Here is a 26,012-nt window from a genome sequence, read left to right as displayed (position 1 = left end):
CGCCGCAAGGAGCTACGGCAGTGTCTCGTTCCACCGAATCAATGCGCCACGCACTCGCTTTTGCAGAGACCATTGATGGCTGGGTGGACGCACGGAGTGCAGCCGCCCGTGCACTGTGGGCGAAATCGGGAGACGGCACTTGCTACCTCAACCTTCCTCAACACCTAGTAGATGCTGCATGTGCTGCAGCAGCTGTGTGGGAGCTGTGGTTATCTCCCGCAACGAAGAACACCGTGGCGACAGAACTCGACCTCGACTGCGAGGATGTTCGCCGTCTGGTGATCTGGTGGGCGGGGATTCACGACATCGGCAAGGCGTGCAAAACATTCCAAACCCAATTGGAAAAGAGCCCTGGCTTCGACTACCTCATGGCCGCACTCCACTCATCTGGTCTGCCCCTCGATCTCGACCGGCACGAGCTGGGGCGGAAAATGCCCCATGGAGTGGTCTCCGGTGTAGTACTGCAGCGGTGGCTGGTGCGCCAGGGCTTTCGCTCGCGTATGGCCCGGCGGCTCTCTGATGTTGTGGATGCGCACCACGGAATCTCCTCCGGTCGGGAGGAAAGAACAACCGTGGGGATAGTTCTCGACGGATATGAAGCATCATGGCAGGCGATTCACTCCGAGCTGCTCGACGCCATGGCCGATACAACAGGAGTCTCCGATGCTCTCGACGTACTCCGACGGCGACGCGTTGCACCTTCGGCCCCTGTGCTGCAGTTACTCACCGGCATTGTCGTGATGGCGGATTGGATCGCCTCCAACACCGACGCCTTTCCGCTCAACGTACATTCATCCCAGGTTGAGCGACTGATCGCAGGCATGGAAGCCACCGACCTCACACTGCCCTGGCGACCACAACAGGTTGAAGGGGATATCGACCGTTATTTTCAGTCAGCATTCGACTGGCCAGACGATGCCCATGCCCGCCCAGTGCAGCGGGCAATGGCGGAGGCTGCTGCGACTATCACCCACCCCAGCCTTGTGATCCTTGAGGCTGAGACTGGGGTGGGTAAGACCGAGGCTGCGCTGATCGCCGCCCAGATCATAGGAAAAAACACCGGTGCGCAGGGTGTGTACTTTGCGACGCCGACTATGGCCACCGCTAATGGGCTCCTCGAACGCACGATCTCGTGGGCACGTCGAACAGCTCACAGCGATACGGTGCAATCGATGTATCTTGCCCATTCGAAGAGCGACTTGTCCGAGCCTTTTCGCCGGCTCAAGATGCAGGGTATCGCTGAGGACGAGCGCGCCAAGCGTGCGTCCGTTGTTGCTAGCTCGTGGATGCGTGGTCGGCGCCGCGGGCTACTCTCCAACATCGTGGTGGGGACGATGGACCAAGTGATCATGATGGCGCTGCAACAGCGCTACTCTATGCTGCGTCATCTGGCACTGGCCGGAAAAGTAGTGATCTTCGATGAGGTGCACGCTTTTGATGCTTATTCCTCTATGTATCTCGAGAGGACACTGGAATGGCTGTCCAAGTACGGCGTGAGCGTGATAATGCTGAGTGCCACGTTGCCGGAGCAGCGAAGAGCCGCCCTGGTTAAGGCCTATTCTGATTGTGATCTCGTTGAATCGACCACCGCATATCCGCTCATTACTGTGGCCGGTGCTCGCATTGAGATTCGAACCCCAGAGCAATCACCGACCAATCTCCATGCGGAGATCAGAGTAATCGATGATGGTGCGAGAGAACTCCGCAGCCACGTGGAGACTCTTCTGCGCGAAGGCGGCTGTGCGCTGATCATCTGCAATACCATCGCTCGCGCCCAAGAAGCGTATCGGGCGCTCAGCGAGAATGCGCCATGGGAGATTGAGCTTCACCATTCTGGATTCATTGCACGTGACAGGGTGAGGCGGGAAGAGACACTACGCACCAAGCTCGGACCCCAGGCTCGACGAGGTGAGGGCCGCCCTGAGAACCTCGTGGTGGTGGCTACCCAAGTGGCTGAACAAAGCCTCGATATCGATGCCGACGTGGTGATCACCGATATTGCCCCAGTTGATCTCCTTATCCAACGCATTGGCCGCCTGCATCGGCATCCCCGCCCCAAGGAGGATCGCCCAGAGCCTGTACAACAGCCCATTGTGTGTATCAGAGGAATAACGCAGCAGGAGCCTATTCCAGTGTTCGACAGTGGAGCAGTAGCAGTGTACGGACAGCGGCTCCTCCTCGCGACTTTGTTGCACCTGCCCGAAGTATTTCGCCGCCCCGATGATGTGGCCCCACTCGTGCAGGCGGTCTATGCGCCGCAGCAGAATGTGCCGGAGCACTGGGCATCCCTCTGGCACGAAGCGGTGGGTGAAGATGAAGCCAAAGCCGACGCTGCTCGGAGTCGAGCAACGCACTTCCGCGTGCCATCGCCATACATGAACCGGGATCTCGAAAGTCTTTTTGGTCGCTTCATCGAAGCGGTCGTGCACTTGGGCGATGAAGAGAGGGGCGCGGCCCAGGTGAGGGACAGTGAACCTACCGTGGAAGTCATCCCCATCGTGGAGGCCGACTATGGCTATCGCGCCTTCGGCGATACAGAGGAGATCATTCCCAACGGCGATCTCGGTTATGCCCAAGCCTTCCGCTTAGCTTCGAGTACAGTGCGCCTGCCAGCACGAATAACACGCTTTGATAAGGATTTCGATGCAGTGGTAACGGAACTGGAAGAACGCACTCCTGCCCATTGGGTGTCACATTATCTGCTGCGCGGACAACTGGCGATGCCGCTGGATGACGATGGTGCCATAAAACTTGGACGGTTTCAGCTTCGCTATTCCACCGATATGGGAATCGAATGTAGTAACTAGAACAATCCAAAACAGGTCCGAACTGACAGCTAGATTTATGGATGTGCACTGCAATGGTGGGCAACCACACTCACGGCAGATGCCTCGATGAAAACAACAGACAACGATAACGGCAATTTAAGAAAGGAGCAGGAGGTGTCACATACCGTTGAAACGGAACCGCGGTTTAATCTGATTGATGAACCGTGGATGTGCTGCCGCACTGCAGAGGGTACTCAAACGCTGAGTATTCGCGACGTTTTTGACGGCAGCGCCAGCCCAATCAGTGTCCTCGGAGATTCGCCCACGCAGGATTATGCAGTGCTGCGCGTACTTCTCGCCATCTACTGGCGAGCACACCACCATGCACTAGAGAAGCACATGAGCACTCGACGGGAACGCGAAGCTTTTTCGTGGCCCGACTGGGTCGAAGATCAGCTGATCGATGCCACCTCCGGATCTCGTGATGAGGTTGTGCTCGACTATCTAGAATCGGTGAAAGATCGTTTCTATCTTTTCCACCCTACTCAGCCTTTTATGCAGGTCAGCGACCTGCATACGAGGAAAAATGAAGCAACGACAGTGAATAGGTTGATTCCTGAGGCTGAGCACTCGTATTTCTCCATGCGTGCGGGGAGCGGACAAGAAAAACTCGATTTCGCAGAGGCAGCCCGGTGGCTGATCCATACACACGCGTGGGATTACTCAGGAATCAAATCCGGTGCGGTGGGCGATCCTAGGGTCAAGGGAGGAAAGGGTTATCCGATTGGCACCGGTTGGACGGGAATGACAGGTGGAACCGTAGTGTGCGGAGCAACGCTGCGGGAAACCCTAGTTCTTAACACGACACCGGAAGCAGTTCTTGAAGTTGGCACGCCGGATCTTCCCGTATGGGAGCGGAAGCCCGATACAGCAGCCCAGCGCGCCACGGGTGATCTTGTGCCCACCGGCCCCGTAGATCTTGCCACCTGGCAATCACGGCGTGTTCGACTTTTCCGCGAGGGTACTGCCGTCACATCTGTGCTGGTGAGTAATGGGGATAGAATTCCCGATGCTGGCAAAAATATCATGTTGGATCCCATGACTCCCTATCGCTACAGCCCTAATCAGTCCAAAAAGGGGCACGTGGCGTACTACGCAAAACCGTATGACACATCACGGACGATGTGGCGAGCCATTGATCCTCTGCTGGTGCTGGACGGTGACCCTGGTTTTAGTGAGAAAAAGAAAGCGCCCAGACGGCCGGCAACTCTGAGTCACCTCGCGACGTTAGCTGATGACGGCGTGGTGGAGGGGATCCTTGATGTCTCTGTGGTCTCCATGGAATACGGGGCCCAGAGTTCATCTGTCAGCACGATTGTGAGTGCTTCGGTCGGTATTCCTCTTGATGTTCTTCGCTCCAATCAGATGAGTGATGCGCTGAGGCAGGATATTCGTGATGCAGCTGCGCGTACTGAGCAGATTGCCACGGCCCTTGGATCTTTCGCTGGAAACCTACTCGTGGCCAGCGGCGGAGACTATGAATTCGGTGCCGATGCTGCAGATCGCTTCTATGCAGACATGGAGCCCCGCTTCATTGAGTGGATTCGCCGAGTAGGCACAGCCGACTCCGACACGCATGTGGTGGCCTGGCAGAAAATATTGAAAGAGCAGGTCTTTGCGATTGCGGAGGAACTGGTCCGAAGCGCAGGGCCGCGCGCACTGATCGGTAGAACGATAGGAGCAGACGATTCTGGCTCAGGAGGTCGCATCATATCAGCGGCCACAGCCTATGACGGGCTGAGGAGGAAGGTTGCAGACATCCTGAACCTCCTCAGCAACGAACAAAAGACAAGGAGAGATCAGTGACACAGGATAGTCCCAAGACATCCTCGCTCAGTCTCGCACAAGGAGTAGGAGCTACAGCACAGAGGCTGCAGCGCAATCTACTCAAGCACTCCCATACCGCTTTAGGAGCAGAAGCGCGTGGGCAGATAGCTGAATTGAGAAAATATTCCTCGTACAGCGTGGAAAATTCGCCTCTGGCGCTGGAGAGTGTGCTGCTCATGATGGATCCTCCCTTGAGCGAGCAGGAGTTGGGAAAAGGCGATCACGCGAGCCCTTCTGAGCAGGCCGCGTTCCACGCTCTCACACTCTTTGCCGTTCATATGCAGAGTGCGCGAGAGGCTATGCATTGCCCAGGCATCTCCTTTGCCTCTGCCTGCGGGACTCTGTATGCACGCAGCTCGTCGAAATCCATTAAGCCGCGCTTCGACGCGATGCAATCGGCCACGGATGAACAGGCCCGTATCGTGCATCTGCGTTCTCTTATCACGCTGCTTCGGGGTCAGTCGCTTGGCTTCGACTATGGACGCTTCGCCCAAGATCTTCGATCTTTACAGCATCCGCAGCGCCGTAGTGGCGTTCTGCTGCGATGGGGACGAGATTTTGCCCGCGGCGCGTTCCGCACTCCCTCCCCTCACGACCATAATGAATCCGCTATCGGATAGGAAAGGAATAATTCCATGAGTCTCTTTATCGATATCCACTCCCTGCACACTGTTCCTCCGTCTCTCATCAACCGTGATGACACGGGTGCCCCAAAATCGGCGATCTTCGGCGGAGTTTCGCGGCAGCGAGTGTCCTCGCAGTCGTGGAAGCGGGCGATGCGCAAGTATTTCGACCAGCATGTCGATTCCGCAGCCGTGGGCGCTCGTTCGCGGCGACTGCCAGAGAGCATTGCCAAGCGCCTAGAAGCGCATGGTGTGGAGCAGGACGAGGCTATTCGTCGGACAGAGATGCTGTTCAAGCAGGCTGGGATCAAGACTGCCGTCGACAAGCCCAAGAAGAAGACTGAGGGTGAAGGTGAGCAGGAGCATAGCCCGTACCCGCGAACGGGATACCTTCTTTTCCTCAGTAAGCATCAAATCGATAATGCCGTAGAGGCGCTCCTCGCGAGCGAGGGGGAGAAGCTCCCTAAGAGTGATGCGAAAAAGATTCTGGATACCGAGCATTCCGTGGACATCGCATTGTTCGGTCGCATGGTCGCCGATGATGCTGCGTTCAATGTGGATGCTGCTGTTCAGGTCGCCCACGCATTAGGAGTTCACTCCTCTGCCCCTGAGTTCGACTATTTCACTGCGGTCGATGATATGGCTGAAGAAGGTGAGGAAACTGGTGCCGGGATGATTGGAACGGTGCAGATGATGTCCTCCACGCTGTATCGTTATGCGTCCGTTAATGTTGATGGCCTTGTCGCGAACCTTGATTCCGAGGACGTTGCTATCGAGGCAATCCAGCACTTTATTGAAGCGTTCATCCAGTCGCTGCCCACAGGAAAAGTCACGACCTTTGCGCACAACACCCTGCCCGAGCTCGTGCTGGTGGAGGTAAGGCGTGGCCGTCCAGTGTCTCTTGTCTCCAGCTTCGAAACCCCGGTTGAGGCTCAGGACGGGAAGGATCGCCGCAGGGTGGCTGCCGAGCGCCTTGCACAGGAGGCCACTGACGTTCGGACTGTCTATGGACTCGTGCCCGAGGCATCCTATGTACTGGGGCTATCAGGTTTGGACGAGTCTTTCAGCGGCCTTGCTGAAACTGTCACCTGTCCCGAGATGGGTGAGAAGGTGGCCAACGATGTTCGTCGTATCCTGGGTGATCAGTGATGGCGCACTCGCTAATGGTGCTCCTCAAAGGTCCACTACAGGCATGGGGCGATGAATCGCGCTATAGGGTTCGGGCTACTGCAGCTACTCCCACTAAGTCTGGTGTCGTGGGGCTTATTGCAGCAGCCCAGGGGCGGAGTCGGGATGAATCTGTTGAAGACCTTGCCCATTTGACGATGGCGACGCGTGTTGATCAGCAGGGAAGCTTGCTGCGGGACTATCAAACTGCACAGCCGTGGTTAGAGAAGCCCAGCGCACCTGCCATGCTCTCGACTCGGTACTTTCTTTCCGACGCGGCGTTTGTCGTGGCTCTTGAATCGGAGGATCGCGTGGTGCTTGAAGAATATGAGCGGGCGCTGCGCAATCCCGTTTATCCGCTCTACATGGGGCGGCGGTCGTGCCCCGTCCATCCAGCCCTTGTAATCGGCATTGTTGATCGTGGAGCAGAAAGTGCGGTTCGTGAGCACCCAACGTGGTATGCGACCGAGACCTACAAAAAGGAATGTCCGCAGACAGCTGGATTAGCTGTGTACAGGGATGCGCTTCCAAGTGAAGCAGGTGCCGTTGCACGACAGGATGTGCCTGTCTCCTTCTCCCCTCAGCGTCGATCCTATGCCTGGAGATACGAAGTGAGAGTCGATGATGTGGAGATGACTAATCCGTTAGGCCGTGCGAATAGAGGCCATGATCCCTTCTTTGAATCGGTGGTGCAGGCATGACCACGTTTACCCGTTTGTTGCTTAACCCCCGCACACGGGAGGGAAGGAAGCTTCTTACTGATCCGCAGTCCATGCATGCCGCGGTACGGGCTTGTTTTCCCCCTGATCTCGACGATCAGCATGAACGTATTTTGTGGCGAGTAGATAGCCAAGGGCATGAGCACCGGCTCTATATCGTTGGCCCCGAGACTCCTACTTGCACGCCGCTGGTGGAACAGGCTGGATGGTCTACACGACCTGCCGAGACAGCTGATTATGAGCCGATGCTCAGTAGTCTCCGTCAAAACCAGTTCTGGAGATTCGAGCTGGTGGCGAATCCGACGTATTCGGAGCCCACTAAGGGACAGAGAGGCAAGGTGAAAGCACACGTATCCGCTACTCACCAACTTGAATGGCTGTACAAGAGGTCTGCCAATGCCGGATTTGTTTTGCCTGATCGAAACACTGATTCGTCCGAGCAAGCGTTGAAGGCTGTGACAGAACCCCGCGTGATGGAGCGAGGAATGGTCTCCTTCTCTAAAGGGCGGCGTAGCTCGGGACATCGCGTTCGTATTGCGCAGGCGCGCTTCTCCGGTGTACTTCAGGTGGCGGATGCGGACATACTGCGGCAGACACTTACGCAGGGAATTGGTCGCGCCCGTGCTTATGGGTGCGGGCTCATGACCCTAGCGAAAGTTTCAGCCGATAATGCCTAATCCAAGCGCCGCGCCCATCGAACGCCAAGCATTAGCTCGGTTCAGCGATCGATTGTCCTTTCTCTATATCGAGCGTGCTGTAGTCAGTCGCGATGGAAATGCCTTGACGGTGCATGATCAGCGAGGCATTGCGCACGTGCCAGCGACCATGCTGACAGTGTTGATGTTGGGACCTGGGACCAAGGTCACCTATGCCGGGATGGCCCTGCTGGGTGATGCCGGCGTCAGCGTGGTGTGGGTTGGTGAGCGAGGTGTGCGCTTTTATGCGAGTGGTCGCCCTCCGGCGAAGTCTGCGCGTATGGCGGAGGTCCAAGCCTCTGTTGTGAGCAATCAGCGCAAGAGACTGGAGTGTGCGAGGAAGATGTATGGGTTGCGTTTTCCTGATGAAGAGGTATCGGCCTTGTCCATGTCACAACTCAGAGGCCGAGAGGGCGCACGTATGAAAAAGGTGTACGCCCGTGAGGCTCGGCGGACGGGAGTGCCGTGGTCACGGAGATCCTATGATCCGAATGACTTCGACTCAGGTGATCCGATCAATCAAGGATTGACGTCTGCTAGCGCAGCTCTGTACGGGATAGCGCACGGCGTGGTCGCGGGATTAGGATTTGTGCCCTCCTTAGGGGTCGTTCATACTGGCACGGATCGGGCCTTCGTGTACGACATCGCAGACCTATACAAAGCTGAAGTTGCTATCCCTGCCGCCTTCGACGCGGTGGCTGCGGGGGCTAATGATCCAGGTTCAGCTGCTCGTCGCAAGTTACGGGATCTCGTTACTGAGAAGCGGCTGCTGCCTAGGATGGTCAGGGATCTTAAGTTTCTCTTCGATCTCAGTGATGATGTCCTGACCGCGGATGCGGAGTTATTGCTATGGAGTGAATTGGAGCTTGTGTCCTCGGGTGTTTCCTGGGCTGAACCGGCGAGTTCATCATGATCGTTCTCGTAGTAACAGCGTGTCCTGCAGGCTTACGGGGAGATCTGACTAAGTGGCTCATGGAGATTGCGCCGGGCACGTTTGTGGGAACTCCTTCAGCCCGGATCCGTGACCTGCTGTGGGATAGGACCGTAGGCCTCTGTAAAGATGGACAAGCCCTTCTCGTGTATTCCGCTGACTGCGAGCAGGGCTTCGAATTCAGGACTCATCGCCACAAATGGATGCCTCGTGACTTCGAAGGCCTGACCTTGATGGTTCGCCCTGGAGCGACGGACACTCCACGGCGACGTACTGGATGGAGTAATGCCCGACGCCAACGCCGCACTTACAGATCGAGGTGAAAACTTCCCACTACAAGTTGTAGCTATTCTGAGCTAGGAGCTAATATTTCACCAGCTCACTAAGTGTTTTCCCCGCACACGCGGGGATGAGCCGTAACGATGACCGTGGAGGGGTCGGAGGCGAACGTTTTCCCCGCACACGCGGGGATGAGCCGCCCCAACCCAAGAAAGAAGAAAGCATCGTGACGTTTTCCCCGCACACGCGGGGATGAGCCTACGCACTCTCCAGGGGTAGAACGACTGTTCGAGTTTTCCCCGCACACGCGGGGATGAGCCCACTGCCAGCCACCAGCTGGTGATGAGCGGCGAAGTTTTCCCCGCACACGCGGGGATGAGCCCCACGCTCGCTGCTACCCGGCGCGCCGTATCTCGTTTTCCCCGCACACGCGGGGATGAGCCCAGCTCAGCCTCCATCTCATGGGTAATCCGCGTGTTTTCCCCGCACACGCGGGGATGAGCCCACCATTAAAGCACACTGCTTTACTCCTTCGCAGTTTTCCCCGCACACGCGGGGATGAGCCGACTCTCCGCAGACCTTTGCCGACGGTCTACGTGTTTTCCCCGCACACGCGGGGATGAGCCCAAGGGGCTATACGAACACCGCTCGTAGTCAAGGTTTTCCCCGCACACGCGGGGATGAGCCCAAGGGGCTATACGAACACCGCTCGTAGTCAAGGTTTTCCCCGCACACGCGGGGATGAGCCCTACCAGATCACCGAAGCCCTCGGGGAATACGCGTTTTCCCCGCACACGCGGGGATGAGCCCAGGCTGAAGCTATCACTGCCGAACACTACAACGTTTTCCCCGCACACGCGGGGATGAGCCGTTTGATAGCGAGGTCGTAGCGGATGGCTCGTTGTTTTCCCCGCACACGCGGGGATGAGCCCTCCTCGAACTCGGTGTCTAGCCCGTCACGGCTGTTTTCCCCGCACACGCGGGGATGAGCCCAATGACTGCACATAACCTCGAACGAAAACACAGTTTTCCCCGCACACGCGGGGATGAGCCGTTCCTCGGCCATCGTGGGGAACTGCGAGCGCAGTTTTCCCGGACACGCGGGGATGAGCCTTACCATCTCGTGTGGCCTAGCCCCGCTACCCAGTTATCTCTAAGGACTGCCACCGGCTGTGTATGCAGAGATAAAAGCGTGCGCTACGGGCTGCGAGGCGTGCGTGGTGTCTATTGCGCGTCGGTGCGCGGCGTGGAGGCCGCTCTCAGCCCGCACTGCCGTGTCGCTGTTGGGTGAACTGGTTCCGGTGGCACAGCCACCATTCAGTTAGTGGGCCTAGGCTCTTGTATTTGAGTGCTACAGGTGAACATCGTGTGGTGCGTGAATACGGGCCAGGATGAGAGTGCTCAAGCCAGGATACCTAGACTCCCCACGATCACCTTCTATGTCCTCAGTCATACTCATCGTGTGTATCGATCGCACAGGCGCCCAAAGAACACCACCTCAGAGCACGCCCCAAGAACAGCTGTCACCTCAGCCTGTAGCAGTCCCAGCCACAGATGGGATGCGGCGGTGGTGTCGCGGTATAGGCAGCCGTCGTGGGCGGCGCGCGAGGAGAGCAATCACCGCACACTGCTCCGACGACCTAGTCCGCGGGGTTCTCGCCATGCTCAGCCTCGTGAGCGAGAAAAGACGTGGCGAATAAATAGCGATCGTCTTCCATACCGCATCGCTCCTGCGAATCCCCATGCTGTCCCCGTCGCCGATACGGTGGGGTTATGACACGAGACGAAATCCTGATCGAGTTCATCACCCGCGCCCACGACAGCCTTGAGTCCCTCGGTGAGGTCGATGCCGCCACCGCCTCCCGCTCGCCGGGCGGGCACCCCAACTCGCTGGCGTGGCTGCTGTGGCACACCGGCCGGATGCTGGATATTCAGCTGTCCAAGCTGAGCGGCCAGCCCCAGCTGTGGCACACCCTGGAGCTGCGGCGGCAGCTGGGTCTCGGTGAGCTCGGCGATGGTATGGGCTATGCGCATAGCGATGATGAAGCCCGCGCCATCCAGGTGCATCGGGCAGAGGATGTGCGCGGGCTGATGAGTTATGTGCACGCCTGTCTCGATGACGTGCAGTGTTATGCGCTGTCGGGGCCGGATTTCGACGAGGTGATTGATACCAGCTTCACTCCGCCGGTCACCCGCGGGGTACGGATCGTATCGCTTATCGACGATGCCATCCAGCACCTCGCGCAGGCGCACTATGCAGCGCGCATTCTGGGGAGCCGGGCTTAGCGGGACGGCTTAGCGGAAGTACGCCGAGACCGCCGGAGCCACGTGGGCGGGGTGGTTGATGAGCACGCCGTGGCTATAGCCGCTGAGGGTGATCAGCTCACCGCCCATGGCCTCCTTCATGCTGGGCGCGCCGTGCGGGCCTACCGCGGAGTCCTTGGAGTAGCCCAGATTCAGTGGCGCGGTTGTCAACTTCTCGCCGCTCAGCGGGCGGGCGGGGGCCACTGGCTCGGGCCAGCCGAGGCAGTGCTGGCCGCTGCCCAGAAGATCACCATTGAGGTCGATGAAGTCACCGCCGGTGAAGCTGGTCTCCCAGAAGGGCGCAATCAGGCTCGGGTCGGGGGCGGTGGTGTTCTCATTACAGACGATGGCGCGGTCCACGTTTTGCATAGTGATCGCCTGTAACTGCATCGCCTCCTGTTCCTCCGGGGTGGGTTGTGCGGTGGCCTCGCCGAGGTCGAGCTCTAGCGGTGCGGCGGGGGTGTGCGCGGCGGAGTGGGAGAGTGCCTCGGCAAGCTCCGGCCATGCCTGCTCGGAGTACATGGCGACGTTGATCGGACCCACCGATTGGGCGATCCGCATCGCGGCGGTGAAATCCCCGCTGTTGGAGATGGCATCGGCGAAGGTCTCGCCGCGCCAGTGGGTCCAGTCATAGAGGTTGAGCAGCAGCAAGGCCACGTCTTCGATCTGCTCGTTGCCGGCGGCGGCGGAGGCGAGGGCGTCGAGAGCCACTGAGCCGCTGGCCCCGAGATCCGCTGCCTCGGCCTCGCGGGGCTTCAGGGCGGGGGTCACGCCGAGGTTATCGCGGATCACGCGGCTGAAGTTCTGGTACACCTCGCGGGAGGTCGTGCCCAGGTGATAGGTGTCATCATTGTCTGCGGTCCAGCTGAAGAAGGCGGAGATGGCTTCTTGGCGAACGGCCTTGCGGTTGGCGCCGAGGGCGAACCAGCGGTCCTGCGGGGCGACGCTGGAGTCCAGCAGGAACTTATTAACCCGCTCGGGGTACATGGTGGCGTAGGTGCTCATCAGCGATCCGCCATAGGACACGCCGTAGAGGTTGAGCTGCTCTTCGCCGAGGGCGAGGCGGGCGCGCTCGAGATCCCGGGCGGTGTTATCGGTAGTGATGGTGCGGGTATAGCCGGGTTGGGTCTGCTCGCACTTCTGGAAGGTGGTGCCGGGCAGTGTGATCGGCGGGAGATTCTCGCTGTTGCAGGTCAGCGGGGTGCCGTAGCTGAGTCCGCGCGGCTCCACAGCGATGAGGTCATAGGCGGCGCGCACATCGTCGGGCAGCTGCACCTTCTGGCTCACGCCGTCCTTGGGGGTGGTATCGGCAAACATGCCGAGGGCATCGCCGCCGGGGCCGCCCGGGTTGCCGGCGATCACGCCCTTGCGCTCGCCCGTGGCGGGCAGCTTGCTCATGGTCAATTCGATGCTGCCGGCGCCCGGGTCGGAATAGTCCTTCGGCACGGAGAAGGTGGCGCACACCGCTCGCTCTGCGGTACCGCTGCCGGTGGGGCAGGGGCCCCATTCCAGCCCCTCATCAGCCTGCGCTGCGGGGATGGTCATCCCGCCGAGCAGGAGGGAGGCGCCGAGGCATGCGCTCAGTGCGGTTGGAAGCTTTTTCATGAAAACCGTCTATCCCTTTCTTACTGGTCATCACGCGATTCGTGGGGAATCGCAGCTCTAATCCGCAAGTCCTGCAGAAATATGTGTACACGGTAGTGTGGGCCCTAGCTTATAGAAATCTGAAGTTAAGGAGCGCGCATTATGGCCAACACCGATGGCGAGACCATCACCCCTTCAGAGTCAGAGGCAGAGGGAATTGGCGGCTATCGGGTGTGTGCCTCCGCCGAGGAGGCAGTGGAGCGCTTGTGCGAGCTTTACGACGCCTCCACGCGGCTCGCTGCGCGGGTGATCGATTCAGCCCAGTGGGCGGAGTATGAGAATGTGCGCTATCCGCGATTGGTGATCGACGTCCACAGTTGGCGCCCCATCGATCGCGCCCAGCCCTTCGGCTATGTGGATGCGGCCGGGCGCTATTGCGCCAGCGTGTCTCGGCCGCGGGTGATGGGCCGCTACTTCACCGAGATGATTGAACGCTTGGTCAGTAATTATCCCTGCACGATTCATGTGGGCTATTCCCGCGAGCAGATTCCGCCGGAGTATATCGATGGGCTGGATCGTTCCGAGAAACTGCAGGAGGCGCTCCAGCTCGGGGTGCGGTTGCCGCGCCCCAGCTTGGACTTTGTCGATGATGGCATTATCGACGCCAAGTGGGATGTATTCCACCAGCAGGGCAATGATGAGCGCCCCCTGTTTCACTTCTCCCCGCAGCGCTTCGATATCGCCATTAAGCGCATCGAGCACTACACCGGCATCCCTATCGAAGGGGTGCAGAACTTCATCCTCTTCAGCAACTACGCCATGCACACCCGCGAGTTCGTGGCCTATGCCCTGCATGAGCTGGTGCGGGAGGGCTCACGCTATACCGAGCTGTGGCTCCCCGATGGCACGCGGGTATCGCGCGAGGAGGCGGCGTCGATAAGCATCGAGGAGCTCTCCCTAGAGAGCCACTATCAGATGCCGCGCTATGACCTCATTGCGCCCAATGACGATGGATTGACAATGGTCAATATCGGGGTGGGGCCGTCGAATGCAAAAACGGCCACGGATTGTTTGGCGGTGCTGCGTCCGGAGATGTGGGTGATGATCGGCCATTGCGCGGGGCTCGATGGGCGCATGCGCATCGGCGATCTCATTTTGGGCAATGCCTATGAGCGGCGCGACCATATTCTGGACGATCGTATTCCGCTGTCCACGCCGATTCCCGCCGTGCCGGAGGTGCAGCGGGCGCTGGAACGCGCGGTGCGCGATATCTATGGCGAGGACAAAAACTTGATGCGCACCGGCACGGTGCTCTCCACCGATGATCGCAACTGGGAGTGGCATACCCCCACCACCTTGTGGGAGATGTTCCGCGGCTCCACTGCGGTGGCGGTGGATATGGAATCCTCGGCGCTGGCCACCAATGGCTACCGCTATCGCATACCCTATGGCACGTTGCTCTCGGTCTCGGATCTGCCGCTGCATGCGGTGCCCAAGCTGCCCAGCGGGGCGCAGGCCTTCTACTCCTCCTCGAAGGAGGCGCATGTGATGTGTGCGGTGCGGGCCGTGGAATCCCTCGCGGGGGACAAGAGCCGGCTCCGCACCCGAAAGCTGCGCCGCACTATCGGCGAGGTGCCCTTCCGCTAGCGGCGGCCGCCGCAGCAAAGAGCTACGGGGTAGAAAGCTGCTGGCTAAGGGCGCGCAGCGCGGCGGCGGTGGCCGCCGGTTGCTCATTCATCACCATGTGCCCACAACCGGGCAGCACCGTCACCTGCGGATCGGCGTGCAGCGCCCGCAGGTTATCCAGCTGCCCGATGCCGAGCACCGCATCCTCGCTGCCCCAGATGGCGCCCACGGGGATAGCGTGCGCGCGGCAGGTGCGGGCACACTGACGGGCCGCCGCCATGCGCTGCGGTGCTGGAGTGCCCACCAGCGCCTGGGAAATGCTGGCGAAGGTCTCCGCTCGATCCTCATGCTGCGCCCAGCGCAGAGACAGCGCCCGCTGCTCCTCGGTGATGCTTGCTGGATCGTGCACGGCCACATTGTCCGCGGCGGCCACCACCCGCGGATGCGCGATCGACATCAGGCGCTGGCCCAGCACCGGCACGGCCGCGGCCTTGACCACCGGGGTGATCTCCGTGGAAAAGCCCGAGGGCGCGAGCAGCAGCAGCCCAGCACAGCGCGCCGGGCGTTCGGCAAGCATGCGCTGTACCAGCGCCCCGCCCAAGGAATGGCCCACGAGCACCACTGGCCGCTCGCTGCCGAGCAGCTCATCTACTGCCTCCCAGAGTGTCTCCACCATGAGCGGCAGGGTGTTCTCCGGGCGCAGGGCCGGGGTGGCGCCGAAGCCGGGAATATCCAGGCTGAGGATCTCAAGATCCGGCGCGTTTGCGTCTTCCGGGCGGGTGCGCTGTAGCTCACGGGTGAGGGTGTCGAAGTCCTCGAGGCCCCGGCCAATGCCGTGGATGCACACCACTGGCAGGCTCTCGGCCGGGCCTGGGATGTGGCGATAGCGCAGCTGACCATGGGAGGTGTCCAGCATCTGTGGTGCGGGCAGCTCCGATGCCGGCGGTTGCTGCGCGGGTTCCGCGGACTCGTCGGGGGCTGCGGCGGGATCGGCTGCGGCAGCGGCACCCGGGGCGGCACTGGCGGGGGCGAAGGCCATATCCGTGGTGGGGTCGGTGCGGCGGAAATCGCGTACCTCGCGCAGATAATCATTGCGCAGGGTCCACGGTGCGGTGTCAGTGACGGCGGGGAATTGGGCGATCCCGCGCTCCACATAGTTACTCTGCAGGTCAATGATGCGGCTACGGGGCCCCGCCGGCGGGGTCGTGGGGCAGAAGGAGCCGAGGCCGTGCTGGCGCAGATGGGTGATCATGCGGGCCAGATAGCGGCCCACCAACTCGGCCCGGAGAGTGAAGGAATCATTCACATAGCCCAGGGTGAAGCTGAAGTTGGGGACACCATCCAGGCACATGCCGCGCCAGGCGGTTTTCTCGCCGGGATGAACCGGCGCACCGTCCACGGAGAGCGCGATATCGCCCAATGCCTTGAGCTGCAGCCCGGTGGCCTTGATGAGCACATCGGCCTCCACGGCCGTGCCATCGCTGGTGTGGATGTGGTGGGCGCTGAGGCTATCGATGGTGTCGGTGACCACGCTGATATCGCCGGCGGCGATGGCGTGGAAGAGATCGCCATCGGGCACACGGCATACCCGTTGGGTCCACAGGGGGTAGGAGGCCTCGAAGTGCTGGGAGTGCAGTTCTTCGCCAATGATGGCGCGGCGGTGCGAGGCGAGCGTGCGCGTGACCGCATCCTCTGCGAACTGGGAGGCTTTGAGGGTCAGCGCCTGGGTGCCGATCGCACGCCAGCGATCGAGGGCATCCACGCCCCGCTGTGGCAATACCGAGCGCAGCGGCTGGAGGGGAGTGGAGTTGGGCATGACGGCGGCGTGATTGACGGTGCGCTGGATCATCGTCACGTGGCGTGCCTTCGCGGCGAGTTCTGGGGCGAGCGTGACGGCTGTCGCCCCTGAGCCGACAATGGCCACCGCGGCATCGCGGAGGTCGAGATCCTCCGGCCAGAACTGGGGATCAACGATGGTGCCGGTGAAGTTCTCCTCACCGGGAAGCGTGGGTTGGTGGGAGTGGGCGTGATCGTAATAGCCCACCGCGGCGTGCAGGAACTGGGCGTTGAGCTGGTGCTCCTCGCCGGTGGCGCTATCCACATAGCGCAGCTGCCAGCGCTGGGTGGTGCTGTCATAGGCCGCCTCGCGCACCTGGGCACCGAAGCGCATCTTGGAGGTGAGCCCGTGGCGCTGGGCCGTGTGCTGCAGATAGTGCAGAATCTCCTCGCCAGTGCCCAAAGGCCGGCTGCCCGTCCAGGACTCGAAGGAAAAGCAGTAGCTATCGATATCGGAATCACTGCGCAGCCCGGGGTAGGAGAAGGTGTGCCACGTGCCTCCAAGATTCTCCTTGGCATCGAGGATCACCCAGCTCAACCCAGGAATCTGGGAGAGATAGTAGGCGGTGGCGATACCGGAAATTCCGGCACCGATAATGGCTACGTCTACCTGCTGTTCAGACACGTTTCTCCTGCTTGTTCGGGGCCAAGGGCTCATATGGGTGAAGCGATCCGCGATGGATCTACCGAATATCTTAAACAGCATTCAATTGCGGTGTCTGCCGTTCTGCGTACGTGTAGTGATCGCCGCTCGTGTCGTCCAGTGCCGCATTCTGCGCCGGGCGGCCGCGGGTGGGGTCTGCGCGTTCGGGTGCCTGTAATTCGCACCCATTAATGGGGTTATATACATCATTAAAATCCCCCAAATAAGAAAGAGATTAAGCAATTAGCACAACAAAAGAAGAGGGGTGAGACCTCCGACAATACCCCCATATAGGGGTCCTATGTAACGCTTCCTGCCCTGTCACATTGACGGAGGCGTAACGAGCTGGCAAAGTCTCTTTTAGCCGTTGAGGTAGACGGTAACCCGCCCAGCAGGGCAGGCCTTTCTTCAAGGTCAGCCTATGTTGTGGTGGAGATTATGTAGTCCATTGGGGTGGGTGCCCCACGGATGAAATTAAAGGGATTCGGTACTCGTTTTGAGGGAATGCGGGTACCGAATCCTTTTCTTTATGCCTATTGACGCATATCAATGGCGAGTGAAATAGGCATTATTCTTCTGGCTGCCCCGAATGACAGCACGCGAAAAAAGAGGTCCGGCGCGCTGCGGTGTGGCCGGGGTGGGTGCGGGGCAGGTAAGCGTCGATAAGCGTGTGCCCTATGCCACTAGACAGGGTGGTCTAGGGTAGGCTGGTGTCCATGACTGATCGTATGAATGTGGAATCCTTCAATCTCGACCACACCAAGGTGGCCGCGCCCTATGTGCGCATCGCTGATCGCAAGGAGCTGCCCGGCGGCGATGTGCTGATCAAATATGATGTGCGCTTTAGCCAGCCCAATAAGGGCCATTTGGAGATGCCGGCAATCCACTCGATTGAGCATCTCACCGCCGAGCACATGCGCAATCACACCGATAAGCTCATCGATTTTTCTCCCATGGGCTGCCAGACCGGCTTCTATGCCCTCATGCTCGGCGTGGAGCCAGAGGAGTTTTATCAGCTGCTCGAACAGACCCTGCAGGACATCCTCGATGCCACCGAGGTGCCGGCCGCCAATGAGGTGCAGTGCGGGTGGGGCGCTAATCACTCTCTCGGCGAGGCACAGCAGGCCGTGCGCGGCTTCCTCGAGCACCGTTCCGAGTGGGAGACCGTAGACGCCTAAGCGGCCTCAGAGCGCGCTCTGGCTAGCATGAACTCATGGCTACCATCATCCCCATCGGCGATAAGATCCCGCAGATTCACCCCACCGCCTGGGTGGCGCCCAATGCCACCCTCATCGGCGATGTGGTGATCGGCGAGCACGCCAGCGTGTTCTATGGCTGCGTGCTGCGGGCGGATATCAACGCTATTCGCGTGGGCGCGCGCAGCAATATCCAAGACAACTCGGTGCTGCACGTCGATCGCGACGCCCCCTGCACCCTCGGCGCAGACGTGACGGTGGGGCATATGAGCCTGGTGCACGGCACGACCGTGGCCGATGCCTGCTTAATCGGCATGCACTCCACGCTCCTATCGCGCTCCAGCGTGGGCACAGGCAGCCTCGTCGCTGCCGGAGCTGTGGTGCTGGAGGGCCAAGATATTCCGGCCTCCTCGCTGGTCGCCGGCGTGCCTGCGCGCGTACGGCGGCAGCTTGACGACGGCGACCGCGAGCACTTCATCGCCCATGCCGGCCGCTATGTGGACACCGCCCAACTCCAAGAGGAGCCACTGGAAAGCTAAACCAGACCGGCCATGCTAGAAGCCCCCTGCCTCGCGATGCGATACCGCATCACGGCAGGGGGCTGAACTGATGGATGGACGGGGCGCCGCGGCTGGCGCCTAGCTGCTTTGGCGGCGGCGCCGTGGGCGACGGCGGGTGGTGGTGATGCGCCGCTTCGGGAAGAGCCGCTCGGAGATCAGCGTGGGATCGGTAAATAGCGGTCGCACGGCGATCGCCCGTGCCGCCGAGGTGTAGGTGCCCTGCAGGTTATCGCAGTACACCACCTCGTGCGCGTGGCCGGCCTCGCGGAGAGTGGAGCGGACGATCTCCACGGCGCGGGGGTCGTGGGAGAAGGCGCAGCCGGTGACGATCACCGTGGTGACGTCCAGACCAGAGGCCATGGTGGAGGCGATCGATCCCAAGAGCCGGGCGCGCTCATCGAGCAGGCGGCGGGCGGATTCGGCGCGCTCATCATCAGAGTTCGCGAGATCCACCATGCCGCTGACCGTGGCGGTCTTAATGCCTTGGCGGCCTGCTGCGGCAAGGAAGCCGCGGGTCGAGAGCGCCTCGTGCGCGTCGCAGACGTGAATCTCCGATTCCGAAGGCGATTCACAGCCGCCGAAGCCCAGCAATTCCGAGTCGGGAATCGGCAGGCGCGTGGCACCAGAGACCCCGTGGGTGCTGGTCCAGGCCGCGCCGACGGTATCGCCGGCGGCGAGGACCGCCACCTGATGCGGGGACTTGGTCTGTGCCAGGCAGGCGCCACGGTCGAGGTATTGCGCGAGCACGGTGCCCGTGGCCAGATCCTCCACGTCCACCGGCACAGCGAAGGCCTCGGTGAAGGGGTGCAGGATATCCACGTCGCGCCAATACCATTCGGCGTTGGTGACGGTTCCGCGCAGTACTCGGGCCGGGATCATGATGCCGATAGCGGCGAGCGGCAAGGCGTGCTCGGCCACCAGGGTGCGAAGTTCGGCGATCATGGCGTCCACGAAGTCGGCGGGGTTAGTAGTGGCAGGGTCCATGGTGGTGGAGTGCTCCACCACCAGATCAGCGCGCGTGCCGTATAGCGCCATGTGGAAGCCAGTGGGATCAATGGCGATGGCGGCATGCAGCCACGGCGACGGAGACAACTCGATCGGGATGCGCGGACGGCCAGGGCCACGGGGAACAATCAGATCGGGGCGCTCGCGCACCAAGCGCGATTCAATCAGCGTGGTGACGGCCCGAGTGATCGTTGGCTGGCTGAGCTCGGCGGCCTCGATGAGGTCTTGGCGGATCATCTGGGTGCCCTGCTGGAGGACAGATAGACAGCGGCTTAGAGGGGTATCCGCCGTATACACAAAGGTTTGACCTGCCAAGGGCGAGAGGACGCTGATGTCTTCCTTGACTGGTGCATGTGTTGCGGGGGATTTCATGCGAGTCATTCTATGCATAGCCTTGACAGACCACGAAAACGACAATCTGCGTTTAAAGAGTTCTCAGGCTCTTCTCACTTTGTGGTGGTGTGCTGCATCTTTAGGTTTCTCTGGGGGCGGTGATAGCCCGTCTCTACCGGGCGCGGATAGGGGCGTAATATTCCCGTTTTCGGGGCGCAACTGAGCCGATTTTGGGCCTGCACACATGGGGGTGGCATCAGATGTCAGAGGAGTAAAGAAAGAGAACGAAGCCTTCCACATGAGATGCTCGCTTAATAATTAGGAATTAACACTAGAGAGCTTGGTGTAATGAACCGCTCGGTTCATCCCCGCATAACCTACAGCCAATAAAGGACACGTCCACACTGCGGGCTTCGGCGCGCAGCATAAGGGGGTGCGCGAGGGCTTCGAGGCAGGGACAGACCGAACGGTTGGTGGGCATGAGCCCGGGGCGGAAGTTCCTCGGGGCGAACGAGGACCCCAGCGCCCCAGCCAGCCCAGCGCCCCAGCTAGTCGCGGGCGGCGCGCAATCCTTCGCGCACATGGGCCACGAGGGCGGGAAGTGCGTCCTGGGCGGTGGCCTGGATGAAGACGTCCACCTGCGGGGTCAGGTCGGTGGTCTGGGGTGAGATTTCCACCAGTTTCGCCCCCATCTGCTTGGCGATAATGGGCAGGGAGGCGGCGGGCTGGACGATGCCTGAGGTGCCCACGATCACCACCAGATCGGCGGTGGCCATGCGTTCTTCGGCCTGCTGCCATTCCCGTTGGGGCAGTGGCTCGCCGAACCAGACGACACCGGGGCGAATGAGGTTGCCGCACCGCGAGCACGTCGGCGGGGTCAGTCGCGGGCTGGGCTGCTCGGGCAGTTCAGGGCGGCGGGCAGGGGCGCCACACATGCAGCAGCGGAACGCAAAGAGCGAGCCGTGGAGGTGAGTGGGCTTGCGGGAATTGCCGCGTTCGTGCAGATCGTCGATGTTTTGGGTGGTGACGTGCACGTCCTGCAGCCGCTCCCACTCGCCGATGGCGAGGTGCCCGGCATGGGGATAGGCGTTCTGGGCCACGCGGGCCCGCCAGAGATACCAGGCCCACATGGGTTCGGGGTCGCGCGCCCACGCATCGATGGAGGCCATGGCCTGCGGGTCCACATGATCCCAGAGCCCCGATTCGGCTGAGCGATACACCTCCAAGCCGGAGTCGGCGCTCATTCCGGCGCCGCTGAATACCTCGATTCGTTCGGAGTGCAGGGCGAGATCCCCGGCGGTGGCGATGCTGTCGTGGTCCATGCTGTCCGTGCTGTCCATAGTGTCCATGCTAGAGAAGCGAGGCGACCTCGCTGGGGTCCGCGTTGAGCAGCAGTGCTAAACGCTGCTGCGGTACGGCGAGGGCCTGCTCCAGGGTGGCGATATAGGGGGCTTCCTGGGCGGCGCGCTGCGCCAAGAACTCTCCTTGATCGCTGGGCGAGCAGCGGTTGATATACACCCCGCCCACCCGCACTCCGAGGTGCTGCAGGGTGTGATAGAGCTCGATGGATTCACTCACCGGCATCTTCTCGGGCAGGGTCACCAGCCCAAAGGAGGTGAGTTCTGGGTTTTGGATGAGCTCACGGAAACTGCTGAAAAGGTGCTTGCGGCGGGTGAGGATAGCGCGGATCTCGGCGTCGCGGCTGCGCTCTTTCTCCCCGGAGAAGCCGCGGACGATCTCGCCGAATTTCTCGGATTGGCCGCGGCGTTTCAGCAGCCCCTCGGTCCACGCCCCGAGTAGCTCGGGCAGAGCGAGCAGCCGCGAGGTGTGCCCGCTGGGGGCGGTGTCGATGACGATGTGGCTGAACTCCTCGCGCTGGTGAAGGGCCACATCGGCGATGCGCTCGAGCAGGGCCGCTTCGTGGGTGCCGGGCGAGGTCCGCGCCAGGTTGAGGTGTTTGCGCACCTCGCCGTGGAGGCGCTCCGGCATCATCGTGCGCATGGTCTCTTCCACCTTGGCGATGTGTGCCTCGGCGGTGGCGCGCGGGTCGAGTTCCATCGCGGCGAGGGTGGGCGTCAGCGCGGTCGGGGAGTCGCTGAGGGTGGCGTCGAAAATGTGCCCGATATTGTGGGCCGGGTCGGTGGAGACCAACAGGGTGGGGGCGGCCTCGCTCAGACGCAGCGCGGTGGCCGCGGCGAGGGTGGTTTTGCCCACCCCGCCTTTGCCGCCGAAGAAGATCACGGGGGTGTTTAGCAGCATTGGATGTGCTCCACGGGTGAGTGCTCTAAGCCCATGCGGGTATGCCAGGCGTGAAAGTCCTCGTAGATGATGGGCAGCAGCTCGATGGTGTAGAAGCTCGCGGGATTATCAATGCCGAGGGCTTCGGAGAGCACCAGCATCATGAAGAGGTCATCTTCTTCCCGCTGGGCCTGGGCGAAGGTGGCGCGGTAGGGGGAGACATAAAACTCCTCCATGCCGCGGCTCACCTTCTTGAAGGCGTCGAGAAGCTGTGCGGGCCAGGCCGTCATGGTGCCCCGCTAGCTCCGGGTGGAGGAGGCGGCCAGCTCGGGGTAGTCCTCGGGGAAGGCCGCATCCGGTTCGCTGTGCTCGCGGGCGCGGCGCACGGCGGAGAGTGCTTCCACGGAGACCCACAGGGCGCAGGCGAGGATGATGATATCGAGGGTGGCGAGCAGCCAGTTGGCGTCGGCGATGAAGGTCTTGAGCTGCACCACCAGCGCCCACACGGACATCACGAGCACGAAGAGCAGCGGGATTACCACCGGCCAGATCGGGCGGGAGAGGCGGGAGAGGATCACCGCGATGATGGACATCGACAGCGCCGCCATGAGCTGGTTGGTGGTGCCGAATAGCGGCCAGATGAGCACGCCGCCGGAGCCATTGCTGCCGGTGGAGAAGGTGAGTGCCAAGCCCACGGTGACGGCGATGATGGTGGCCCAGATAGCGGAGACCTTGGCGCCGATGATGCCGCCGATTTCTTGGACCACGAAGCGCTGGAGGCGAATACCGGAGTCCATGGTGGTGGCGGCGAAGAGCACCGCCATGGTGGCGAGGACGGTGGCAGACAGCGAGGTGGGCAGGCCGAGGCCCTCGTTGATGATGGAGCTGCCGCCCTGCACGAAGGCGCCGACGCCACCGGCGTTGAACTCGGTGTAGATCTCCTTCCAGTCCGCCAGGCTCTGAAAACCTGCGGTGGTGGCCACGATCGCGCCGAGGGCGAGCAGGCCCTCGCCGACCGCGCCGAAGTAGCCCACGAAGCGCTCATCGGTTTCTTTGTCGATCTGCTTGGAGCTGGTGCCGGAGGCCACGGTGCCGTGGAAGCCGGAAATCGCGCCGCAGGCGATGGTGACAAAGAGCAGCGGCACCATCGACGGGGTGCCCTCGGGCAGGGAGGTATTGACCATGGGGGCCACCACGGTGGGCGCGGTGAGCAGCGCGGAGGCATATAGGATGCCGAGGCCGATGAATAGCTGCAGGCCATTGATATAGTCGCGCGGCTGCAGCAGCACCCACACCGGCAGCAGCGAGGCGATGCCGCCGTAGATGAACAGCAGCAGAATCCACACGGCCTCCGGGGCGAGTCCGAAGGTGGATTCGGGCAGGCTCACGGGAACACGGTCGCCCAATACGATCAGCCCGTAGAGCGCCACGATGCCGACCAGCGATACCAGCGGCAGGTTCCACTTGAGCCGGTAGATGGCTTGGCCGATGAGCAGCGCCACCAGCAGCGCGCCCCAGGTGGGGATCACGGCGCTTGGGGTGGATACCAGCAGCCCGGCGATCACCACGCCGAAGGCGGCGACCACCATGAGCAGCAGCAGGAAGATGACCACGAGGAAGAGGTTGCGGCCGCGGGTGCCAATGTATTTGCCGGACAAGGTGCCGATGGATTGGCCTTTGTGCCGCGCCGAGGCCCACAGCACGCCGAAGTCGTGCATGCCGGCGATGAATACGGTGCCGATGGTCACCCACAAGAAGGCGGGCAGCCAGCCCCAGATCACGGCCACGGCCGGGCCCACAATGGGGGCGGCACCGGCGACGGAGGTGAAGTGGTGGCCCCAGAGCACGTACTTATTGGTGGGCACGAAGTCCACGCCGTCCTCGAGCTCATGTGCGGGGGTGGCGTACTCCTTTTTGAGTTGGTACACCGTCGATGCCAAGTAGCGGGAGTACAGCAGGTAGCCGCCGCCCATCATCGCTAAACCGATGAGGATGAGCCACAGTGAGTTCATTTCTTCACCCCTAGAGTGTGATCGCTGAAGAGTATGTGCATCTTAGTGTGTCACATCACGCGGGGGTGGGGGAGCAGAATACCCGAGCTCTGCAGGCTTATCGACGCCGCCCTCTGCCTAGAGCACCCGCTGCAGCCAGCGCAGCACCCAGGGCAGCCAGCCTGCGAGGAAGAGCACGGTGATCAGGCGCACGATCTGCATGGCGGCGACGATCTCCACGGCGCCGGTTTCGGAGCCCAAGGCCAGGGCGGTTTCGAGGCCGCCGGGATTGGTGGCGAGGAAGGCGTCGATGTAGTCCATGCCCATCCATTGTGCAATTACCCAGGCCAGCCCAGCGCAGCCGCCAATGAGCACCGCAATCAACCCCAGGGTGAGGGGGAGCTGGTGGGAGAAGGAGCGCAGCGCCGCCACCGAGAGTCCGCCGCCGGCCATCCAGCCGATGGAGACATAGGCGATATCGCGGGCGGCCTCGGGCAGGGCGAGGGAGTGCCAAGGATCGAGCAGCAGCGCCACGATGATGGTGAGCAGCATGGGCCCGAGCACGCTGGCCGCGGGCAGGTGGAGAAGCCGTCCCAACTTCCCGCCGAACACGACAATGACGAGGATAGCGAGAGCGCTGAGCCAGGTGAAGGGCTGCGCCTCGGGCTCGCTGGGGCTGCTACTGCCGCTGAGGTGAGCCCAGGCCACCACCAGCGGCATGATGATAGAGACGCTGAGGAGCCGGAGATACTGGGTGAGGGTGACATAGCGGAAGTCCGCGCCGAGGTCCTTGGCCAGCAGCGGCATGACGGAGGCGCCGCCAGCAAAGAGCGATAGCACCCCGGTTTCCGGGGAGACTACGTGCGCGGGATCGCGTGGATCAGCACCGGCGCGCCGGGCCTGGCGCAGGGAGCCGCGCCACAGGAGCCAGCCGCCACCGAAGGCGAGCACCACGGTAAAACCCGCAGAGAGCAGCCCGGGTGCCACATAGCGCAGCAGCTCACCGGCGGGGGTGCGCACCAAGGGCAAGGCGGCGATGATCGCGATGAAGGACTTGGCCACGGTGATCAGGCGAGGATCCACGGTGAGTTCCTCGCCATGGAGGATAGCCGAGCCGGCCGCGGCGATAATGGCGGCGAGAATCCATGCGGCAGGCACATGCAGCGCGCTCAACGCTACGCCCAGCACCACAGAGAGCGGGGCCACAATGGCCCATCGTGCCCACTGGGTGCGCACTGGCCTCACCCCTTTCTTCTCACCGCTTTAGAATCAATCCTATGAGCCACGGATACGACAGCGACAAGCAACGCTACCTCGCGCGCCTCAAACGCATCGAAGGACAAATTCGTGGCATTCACCGCATGGTGGATGAGGACGAGTATTGCATTGATGTGCTCACCCAAATCCAGGCAGCTCGCGCCGCCCTCGACAATGTGGCGCTCAAGCTTCTCGACGATCACCTCTCGCACTGTGTGGTCACGGCAGCAGCCCACGGCGGGCAGGAAGCCGAGGACAAGATCGCGGAGGTATCGCGGGCCATTGCTCGGCTCGTGAAGTAGCAGCAGCGTCTCGGGCACGGTGCTCGCAGGCGGTGCTGGCGACGGGGCGCGAGATAGTAAAGATAGTA

21 protein-coding genes and 1 CRISPR repeat array are annotated in these 26,012 nt (G+C 61.5%); of the genes, 13 read left to right on the top strand and 8 right to left on the bottom strand.

Annotated features, from left to right (window positions below):
* The first annotated feature begins 20 nt into the window (after positions 1 to 20).
* From cas3 to KR227_RS07740, 9 genes are all read left to right on the top strand, one after another.
* Positions 21 to 2,807, top strand: a complete 2,787-nt coding sequence (gene cas3 / locus KR227_RS07780; RefSeq protein WP_370625209.1) for a CRISPR-associated helicase Cas3' — start codon at positions 21 to 23, stop codon at positions 2,805 to 2,807.
* A gap of 135 nt (positions 2,808 to 2,942) precedes the next feature.
* Positions 2,943 to 4,634, top strand: a complete 1,692-nt coding sequence (gene casA / locus KR227_RS07775; RefSeq protein WP_370625208.1) for a type I-E CRISPR-associated protein Cse1/CasA — start codon at positions 2,943 to 2,945, stop codon at positions 4,632 to 4,634.
* Positions 4,631 to 5,275: a type I-E CRISPR-associated protein Cse2/CasB gene (gene casB / locus KR227_RS07770; RefSeq protein WP_218364804.1), complete on the top strand. Its 645-nt coding sequence runs from the start codon at positions 4,631 to 4,633 to the stop codon at positions 5,273 to 5,275. Before casA ends, casB begins: the two co-directional genes overlap by 4 nt.
* A 15-nt stretch (positions 5,276 to 5,290) precedes the next feature.
* Positions 5,291 to 6,427, top strand: a complete 1,137-nt coding sequence (gene cas7e / locus KR227_RS07765; RefSeq protein WP_218364803.1) for a type I-E CRISPR-associated protein Cas7/Cse4/CasC — start codon at positions 5,291 to 5,293, stop codon at positions 6,425 to 6,427.
* Positions 6,427 to 7,146 carry a type I-E CRISPR-associated protein Cas5/CasD gene (cas5e, locus tag KR227_RS07760; protein WP_218364895.1) on the top strand — a complete coding sequence of 240 codons (720 nt, stop codon included), beginning with the start codon at positions 6,427 to 6,429 and terminating at the stop codon, positions 7,144 to 7,146. Before cas7e ends, cas5e begins: the two co-directional genes overlap by 1 nt.
* Complete coding sequence (gene cas6e, locus KR227_RS07755) at positions 7,143 to 7,841, top strand: type I-E CRISPR-associated protein Cas6/Cse3/CasE (RefSeq protein WP_218364802.1); 699 nt, start codon at positions 7,143 to 7,145, stop codon at positions 7,839 to 7,841. Before cas5e ends, cas6e begins: the two co-directional genes overlap by 4 nt.
* The gene (cas1e, locus tag KR227_RS07750) at positions 7,834 to 8,772 is read left to right on the top strand and encodes a type I-E CRISPR-associated endonuclease Cas1e (protein WP_218364801.1); all 939 of its coding nucleotides are present in this window, start codon (positions 7,834 to 7,836) and stop codon (positions 8,770 to 8,772) included. The genes cas6e and cas1e overlap by 8 nt, the downstream gene beginning before the upstream one ends.
* Positions 8,769 to 9,113 (top strand): type I-E CRISPR-associated endoribonuclease Cas2e, encoded by a 345-nt coding sequence (cas2e, locus tag KR227_RS07745; RefSeq protein WP_218364800.1) that lies wholly within the window; start codon positions 8,769 to 8,771, stop codon positions 9,111 to 9,113. Before cas1e ends, cas2e begins: the two co-directional genes overlap by 4 nt.
* A gap of 65 nt (positions 9,114 to 9,178) precedes the next feature.
* Positions 9,179 to 10,182: a CRISPR direct-repeat array (repeat unit 28 nt; unit sequence GTTTTCCCCGCACACGCGGGGATGAGCC).
* Between the two features lie 660 nt (positions 10,183 to 10,842).
* Entirely contained in the window at positions 10,843 to 11,355 is a 513-nt protein-coding gene (locus tag KR227_RS07740; protein ID WP_218364799.1) for a DinB family protein, read from the top strand.
* 9 nt (positions 11,356 to 11,364) lie between these two features.
* On the opposite strand, the gene KR227_RS07735 is transcribed toward KR227_RS07740, so the two are convergent.
* Positions 11,365 to 12,978 (bottom strand): alpha/beta fold hydrolase, encoded by a 1,614-nt coding sequence (locus KR227_RS07735; protein ID WP_218364798.1) that lies wholly within the window; start codon positions 12,976 to 12,978, stop codon positions 11,365 to 11,367.
* Positions 12,979 to 13,119: 141 nt separating this feature from the next.
* On the opposite strand from KR227_RS07735, the gene amn reads away from it, so the two are divergent.
* Positions 13,120 to 14,604 (top strand): AMP nucleosidase, encoded by a 1,485-nt coding sequence (gene amn / locus KR227_RS07730; RefSeq protein ID WP_255549194.1) that lies wholly within the window; start codon positions 13,120 to 13,122, stop codon positions 14,602 to 14,604.
* Positions 14,605 to 14,626: 22 nt separating this feature from the next.
* Here amn and KR227_RS07725 read toward each other — a convergent pair whose 3' ends face one another.
* Positions 14,627 to 17,044 (bottom strand): alpha/beta fold hydrolase, encoded by a 2,418-nt coding sequence (locus KR227_RS07725; protein ID WP_218364797.1) that lies wholly within the window; start codon positions 17,042 to 17,044, stop codon positions 14,627 to 14,629.
* 734 nt (positions 17,045 to 17,778) lie between these two features.
* Between KR227_RS07725 and KR227_RS07720 the strand changes: the two genes are divergently transcribed.
* Both KR227_RS07720 and KR227_RS07715 read left to right on the top strand, forming a co-directional pair.
* Positions 17,779 to 18,240 (top strand): S-ribosylhomocysteine lyase, encoded by a 462-nt coding sequence (locus KR227_RS07720; RefSeq protein WP_218364796.1) that lies wholly within the window; start codon positions 17,779 to 17,781, stop codon positions 18,238 to 18,240.
* A 35-nt stretch (positions 18,241 to 18,275) separates the two neighbouring features.
* Positions 18,276 to 18,797, top strand: coding sequence for a gamma carbonic anhydrase family protein (locus tag KR227_RS07715; protein ID WP_218364795.1), 522 nt, complete (start codon positions 18,276 to 18,278; stop codon positions 18,795 to 18,797).
* Between the two features lie 99 nt (positions 18,798 to 18,896).
* Here the strand turns inward: KR227_RS07715 and KR227_RS07710 are convergent, their stop codons facing one another.
* From KR227_RS07710 to KR227_RS07685, 6 genes are all read right to left on the bottom strand, one after another.
* Positions 18,897 to 20,195, bottom strand: coding sequence for a hypothetical protein (locus KR227_RS07710; protein ID WP_218364794.1), 1,299 nt, complete (start codon positions 20,193 to 20,195; stop codon positions 18,897 to 18,899).
* 509 nt (positions 20,196 to 20,704) lie between these two features.
* The gene (locus tag KR227_RS07705; protein ID WP_218364893.1) at positions 20,705 to 21,478 is read right to left on the bottom strand and encodes an NAD-dependent deacylase; all 774 of its coding nucleotides are present in this window, start codon (positions 21,476 to 21,478) and stop codon (positions 20,705 to 20,707) included.
* A 28-nt stretch (positions 21,479 to 21,506) separates the two neighbouring features.
* On the bottom strand, positions 21,507 to 22,415 hold the full coding sequence (locus KR227_RS07700) for an ArsA family ATPase (RefSeq protein WP_218364793.1): 909 nt from the start codon (positions 22,413 to 22,415) through the stop codon (positions 21,507 to 21,509).
* The gene (locus KR227_RS07695) at positions 22,406 to 22,630 is read right to left on the bottom strand and encodes a cory-CC-star protein (RefSeq protein ID WP_370451582.1); all 225 of its coding nucleotides are present in this window, start codon (positions 22,628 to 22,630) and stop codon (positions 22,406 to 22,408) included. The genes KR227_RS07700 and KR227_RS07695 overlap by 10 nt, the downstream gene beginning before the upstream one ends.
* 63 nt (positions 22,631 to 22,693) lie before the next feature.
* Positions 22,694 to 24,406, bottom strand: coding sequence for a carbon starvation protein A (locus KR227_RS07690; RefSeq protein ID WP_218364787.1), 1,713 nt, complete (start codon positions 24,404 to 24,406; stop codon positions 22,694 to 22,696).
* A gap of 117 nt (positions 24,407 to 24,523) precedes the next feature.
* Positions 24,524 to 25,621, bottom strand: coding sequence for an AbrB family transcriptional regulator (locus KR227_RS07685; RefSeq protein WP_370625207.1), 1,098 nt, complete (start codon positions 25,619 to 25,621; stop codon positions 24,524 to 24,526).
* A 41-nt stretch (positions 25,622 to 25,662) separates the two neighbouring features.
* On the opposite strand from KR227_RS07685, the gene KR227_RS07680 reads away from it, so the two are divergent.
* Entirely contained in the window at positions 25,663 to 25,944 is a 282-nt protein-coding gene (locus KR227_RS07680; RefSeq protein ID WP_151641032.1) for a metal-sensitive transcriptional regulator, read from the top strand.
* Positions 25,945 to 26,012: the final 68 nt, after the last annotated feature.

It is taken from the genome of Corynebacterium sp. TAE3-ERU30 (assembly GCF_019209925.1).
GTDB lineage: Bacteria > Actinomycetota > Actinomycetes > Mycobacteriales > Mycobacteriaceae > Corynebacterium > Corynebacterium megadyptis.
The sequence above is the reverse complement of the archived record's forward strand: the minus strand, read 5'-3'. Positions and strand labels throughout refer to the sequence as shown.

Bases quoted from the DNA above. Each gene is read 5' to 3' on its own strand.
- KR227_RS07720 (WP_218364796.1), top strand. From the start codon at position 17,779: ATGACTGATCGTATGAATGTGGAATCCTTCAATCTCGACCACACCAAG.
- KR227_RS07740 (WP_218364799.1), top strand. From the start codon at position 10,843: ATGACACGAGACGAAATCCTGATCGAGTTCATCACCCGCGCCCACGAC.
- KR227_RS07715 (WP_218364795.1), top strand. From the start codon at position 18,276: ATGGCTACCATCATCCCCATCGGCGATAAGATCCCGCAGATTCACCCC.
- amn (WP_255549194.1), top strand. From the start codon at position 13,120: ATGGCCAACACCGATGGCGAGACCATCACCCCTTCAGAGTCAGAGGCA.
- cas2e (WP_218364800.1), top strand. From the start codon at position 8,769: ATGATCGTTCTCGTAGTAACAGCGTGTCCTGCAGGCTTACGGGGAGAT.
- KR227_RS07710 (WP_218364794.1), bottom strand. From the start codon at position 20,195: ATGAAATCCCCCGCAACACATGCACCAGTCAAGGAAGACATCAGCGTC.
- cas7e (WP_218364803.1), top strand. From the start codon at position 5,291: ATGAGTCTCTTTATCGATATCCACTCCCTGCACACTGTTCCTCCGTCT.
- KR227_RS07705 (WP_218364893.1), bottom strand. From the start codon at position 21,478: ATGGACCACGACAGCATCGCCACCGCCGGGGATCTCGCCCTGCACTCC.
- KR227_RS07680 (WP_151641032.1), top strand. From the start codon at position 25,663: ATGAGCCACGGATACGACAGCGACAAGCAACGCTACCTCGCGCGCCTC.
- KR227_RS07735 (WP_218364798.1), bottom strand. From the start codon at position 12,978: ATGAAAAAGCTTCCAACCGCACTGAGCGCATGCCTCGGCGCCTCCCTC.
- cas6e (WP_218364802.1), top strand. From the start codon at position 7,143: ATGACCACGTTTACCCGTTTGTTGCTTAACCCCCGCACACGGGAGGGA.
- KR227_RS07690 (WP_218364787.1), bottom strand. From the start codon at position 24,406: ATGAACTCACTGTGGCTCATCCTCATCGGTTTAGCGATGATGGGCGGC.
- cas1e (WP_218364801.1), top strand. From the start codon at position 7,834: ATGCCTAATCCAAGCGCCGCGCCCATCGAACGCCAAGCATTAGCTCGG.
- KR227_RS07695 (WP_370451582.1), bottom strand. From the start codon at position 22,630: ATGGAGGAGTTTTATGTCTCCCCCTACCGCGCCACCTTCGCCCAGGCC.
- KR227_RS07700 (WP_218364793.1), bottom strand. From the start codon at position 22,415: ATGCTGCTAAACACCCCCGTGATCTTCTTCGGCGGCAAAGGCGGGGTG.
- cas5e (WP_218364895.1), top strand. From the start codon at position 6,427: ATGGCGCACTCGCTAATGGTGCTCCTCAAAGGTCCACTACAGGCATGG.